This is a genomic window from Mycobacterium sp. TH-M15, from assembly GCF_057473705.1.
In genome coordinates, this window is the sequence record NZ_JBYCLB010000196.1 from 1 (window position 1) to 4,174 (window position 4,174).

4 protein-coding genes are annotated in these 4,174 nt (G+C 68.4%); all 4 read left to right on the forward strand.

Annotated features, from left to right (window positions below; all coding sequences use genetic code 11):
• On the forward strand, positions 1 to 1,199 hold a 1,199-nt coding region (locus AC2VNT_RS04635), incomplete at its 5' end, for a cytochrome P450 (RefSeq protein ID WP_486945733.1).
• Positions 1,200 to 1,207: 8 nt separating this feature from the next.
• Positions 1,208 to 2,233 carry an acyl-CoA dehydrogenase family protein gene (locus tag AC2VNT_RS04640; protein WP_486945734.1) on the forward strand — a complete coding sequence of 342 codons (1,026 nt, stop codon included), beginning with the start codon at positions 1,208 to 1,210 and terminating at the stop codon, positions 2,231 to 2,233.
• The gene (fadE29, locus tag AC2VNT_RS04645) at positions 2,218 to 3,393 is read left to right on the forward strand and encodes an acyl-CoA dehydrogenase FadE29 (protein ID WP_486945735.1); all 1,176 of its coding nucleotides are present in this window, start codon (positions 2,218 to 2,220) and stop codon (positions 3,391 to 3,393) included. Before AC2VNT_RS04640 ends, fadE29 begins: the two co-directional genes overlap by 16 nt.
• A partial coding sequence (locus AC2VNT_RS04650; RefSeq protein WP_486945736.1) for an FAS1-like dehydratase domain-containing protein occupies positions 3,390 to 4,174 on the forward strand: 785 nt, incomplete at its 3' end. The genes fadE29 and AC2VNT_RS04650, both read left to right, overlap by 4 nt.

Below are 4,174 nucleotides of genomic sequence, written 5' to 3' on the forward strand. Positions count from 1 at the left end.
ACGCGGACCGGCTGCCGGACGAGGAGCTGGCCCAGCTGCGCAAGAACACCCCGGTGGTCTGGGTGGAGCAGTCGGACGAGCAGAGCGGCGGATTCCGCGACGGCGGCTACTGGGCGATCACCAGCCACCATGACGTCAAGGAGATCTCCCGACTGGACAACATCTTCTCCAGCGAGAAGAACACCGCCATCCCGCGGTTCAACGACGACATCCCGCGGGAGAACATCGACGTGCAGAGCGCCATCATGCTCAACCAGGACGCGCCGACGCACACCCGGCTGCGCCGGATCGTCTCCCGCGGCTTCACCCCCCGGCACATCCTGCCGCTGCAGGACGACCTCAAGCAGCGTGCCCAGGCCATCGCGAAGGCGGCCGCCGCGAAGGGCACCGGCGACTTCGTCGTCGACGTCGCCGCCGAACTTCCGCTGCAGGCCATTGCCGGCCTGCTCGGGGTGCCCCAGGAGGACCGCGGCAGGCTCTTCGAGTGGACCAACCAGATGACCGGCTACGACGACCCGGAGTACGCCGACAAATACGACCCGCACGCGTCGGCGATGGACATCATCGGCTACGCGCACACGCTGGCCGACCTGAAGCGCAAGATCCCGGGCCAGGACATCGTGACCACCCTGGTCGAGGCCGCCGAGGACAGTGAGAAGCTCACCGAGACCGAGTTCGGCTTCTTCATCATCCTGCTCGCGGTGGCCGGCAGCGAGACCACCCGCAACTCCATCACCCAGGGGATGATGGCGTTCGTCGACCACCCCGACCAGTGGGAGATCTTCAAGGCGCAGCGTCCGGAGACCACCGCCGACGAGGTGGTCCGGTGGGCCACCCCGGTAACCTCGTTCCAGCGGACCGCGCTGGAGGACACCGAGCTGTCCGGGGTGAAGATCAAGAAGGGGCAGCGGGTGGTGATGTTCTACCGCTCGGCCAACTTCGACGAGCAGGTCTTCGACGACCCGCGCGCGTTCAACATCCTGCGCGACCCCAACCCACACGTCGGCTTCGGTGGCACCGGCGCGCACTACTGCATCGGCACCCACCTGGCGCGGATGACGGTCAACGTGATGTTCAACGCGATCGCCGACCACATCCCCGATCTCAAGCCGCTGGGCGAACCGAAGCGGCTGCAGTCCGGCTGGCTCAACGCCATCAAGCACTGGCCGGTCGACTACACCGGCAAATCCGCGGTCTAGGGGAGCGTGTGGATTTCACTCTCGATCCCACCCAGCAGGCGGTAGCCGATGTGGTGGCCGGGCTGCTGGACCGCGACGGCAGCTGGACCGCACTGGTCGACGGCGGCGTGGCCGCGCTGGCGGTGCCGGAGCGGCTCGGCGGCGACGGCGTCGGCTTGGCCGAGGTTTCCACGGCGCTCACCGAGATCGGCCGGCGCGGCCTGGTCGGCCCGGCGCTGGCCACCCTCGGCCTGGGCGTGGTTCCGCTGCTGGCGCTGGCCTCCGACGAGCAGCAGGACAAGTACCTGGCCGGGGTGGCCGCCGGTGGGGTGCTCAGCGCCGCGCTGAACGAGCCGGGCACCGCGCTGCCGGAGCGGCCCGCCGCCACGCTCTCCGGTAACCGGTTGTCCGGCACCAAGGTCGGCGTTCCGTACGCCGAGCAGGCCGAGTGGCTGGTGGTCACCGCCGACACCGGGGTCGCGGTGGTCTCGGCTAACGCCGCCGGCGTGCAGCTGACCAAGACGCCGACGTCCAACGGTTCCGACGAGTACGTGGTGGTGTTCGACGACGCCGAGGTCGACGCGGTGCTCGCCGGCGCCGACGCGGTGCACCGGGTGAACCGGCTGGCGTTGGCGATGACCGGCGCCTACGGCGCGGGCCTGGTGGCGGGGGCGCTGCGGCTCACCGCCGACTACGTCGGCACCCGTGAGCAGTTCGGCCGACCGCTGTCGACGTTCCAGACCGTCGCCGCGCAGCTGTCCGAGGTCTACATCGCTTCGCGCACCATCACGTTGGTGTCGACGTCGGTGAGCTGGCTGCTCGCCGAGGGCCGCGACGACGACCATCTCGTCGACGATTTGGCCGTGCTGGGCTACTGGTTGACCTCGCAGGCGCCGCCGGTGATGCAGATCTGCCACCACCTGCACGGCGGGATGGGCATGGACATCGCTTACCCGATGGACCGCTACTACTCGACGATCAAGGATCTGAGCCGGCTGTTGGGTGGGCCGGCGTATCGTCTCGGTCTCGTGGGGGCGCAATGTTCATCGATCTGACCCCGGAGCAGCGCAAGCTGCAAGCCGAGCTGCGGGAGTACTTCGCCACCTTGATCACCCCGGACGAGGCCGCCGAGATGGCCGTCGACCGGCACTGCGCCGGCTACCGGACGGTGATCCGGCGGATGGGTGCCGACGGCAAGCTCGGCGTCGGCTGGCCGAAGGAGTTCGGTGGGCTGGGTTTCGGCCCGATCGAGCAGCAGATCTTCGTCAACGAGGCGCAGCGTGCCGACATCCCGCTGCCGGCGGTCACCCTGCAGACGGTCGGCCCGACGTTGCAGATGTACGGAACCGAGCTGCAGAAGAAGAAGTTCCTGCCGGCGATCCTGGCCGGCGAGGTGCACTTCGCGATCGGTTACAGCGAGCCGGAGGCCGGCACCGACCTGGCCAGCTTGCGCACCACCGCGGTGCGTCATGGCGACCCGGGTACCGGGTATTACACAGTCAACGGCCAGAAGGTGTTCACCACCGGCGCCCACGACGCCGACTACATCTGGCTGGCCTGCCGCACCGATCCGGATGCACCCAAGCACAAAGGGATTTCGATCCTGATCGTGGACACCAAGGATCCCGGCTACTCGTTCACGCCGATGATCCTCTCCGACGGCGCGCACCACACCAACGCCACCTACTACAACGACGTGCGCGTCCCGGCCGACATGCTGGTCGGCGCGGAGAACGGCGGCTGGAAGCTGATCACCACCCAGCTGAACAACGAGCGGGTGATGCTCGGGCCGGCCGGCCGGTTCGGCGGCATCTACGACAAGGTGCGCGCCTGGGCTGCCACTCCGGGCGGGGACGGCGTGACGCCGATCGAGCACGACGACGTGCGACGGGCCCTCGGTGAGATCCACGCCACCTGGCGGATCAATGAACTGCTCAACTGGCAGGTTGCCGCGTCCGGTGAGGACATCGACGTCGCCGACGCCGCCGCGACGAAAGTCTTCGGCACCGAACGCATTCAACGGGCCGGCCGGCTGGCCGAGGAGATCGTCGGCAGGTACGGAAACCCCGCCGAACCGGCCACCGCCGAGCTGCTGGACTGGCTGGACAAGCAGACCAAGCGCAACCTGGTGATCACCTTCGGCGGCGGCGTCAACGAGGTGATGCGGGAGATGATCGCCGCGCAGGGGCTGAAGGTGCCGAGGGTGCCGCGGTGAGCGCACCGGAGTTGCAGGCGGGGATCGACGAACTCAGGGCATTGGGGCGCAGCAAACCCCGGCCGGGCCGAGATCCGGTGAACCAGCCGATGATTCACCATTGGGTGGACGCCATCGGCGACACCAACCCGGTCTACGTCGATGAGGGCGCGGCCAAAGCCGCCGGACACCCCGGGATCGTCGCTCCACCGGCGATGATCCAGGTCTGGACGATGATGGGCCTGGGTGGTGTGCGTCCGGACGACGACCCGCTCGGCAAGATCATCGAGCTGTTCGATCAGGCCGGCTATGTCGGTGTGGTCGCGACCAACTGCGAACAGACCTACCACCGGTACCTGCGGCCCGGTGAAGAGGTCAGCGTCACCGCCGAGGTGACCGACGTCGTCGGGCCCAAGCAGACCGGTCTGGGCGAGGGCTACTTCATCACCCAGAAGATCAACTGGTGGGTCGGCGACGGCGAGTTGGTCGCCGACATGGTGTGGCGCATCCTGAAATTCGTGCCGAAAGACCGTGCCGCGTCGGATTCGGCCCCGGTGCCCGACGACCTCGACCCCGACAAGCTGATGCGGCCGGCGTCGTCGCGGGACACCAAGTTCTTCTGGGATGGCGTCAACGCGCACGAGCTGCGCCTCCAGCGCCGGCCCGACGGCAGCCTGCAGCATCCGCCGGTGCCGGCGGTCTGGCAGGACAAGACCGCACCGATCGACTACGTCGTCGCCGGCGGCAAGGGCACCGTGTTCAGCTTCGTGGTGCACCACGCGCCGAAGGTGCCCGGCCGCAC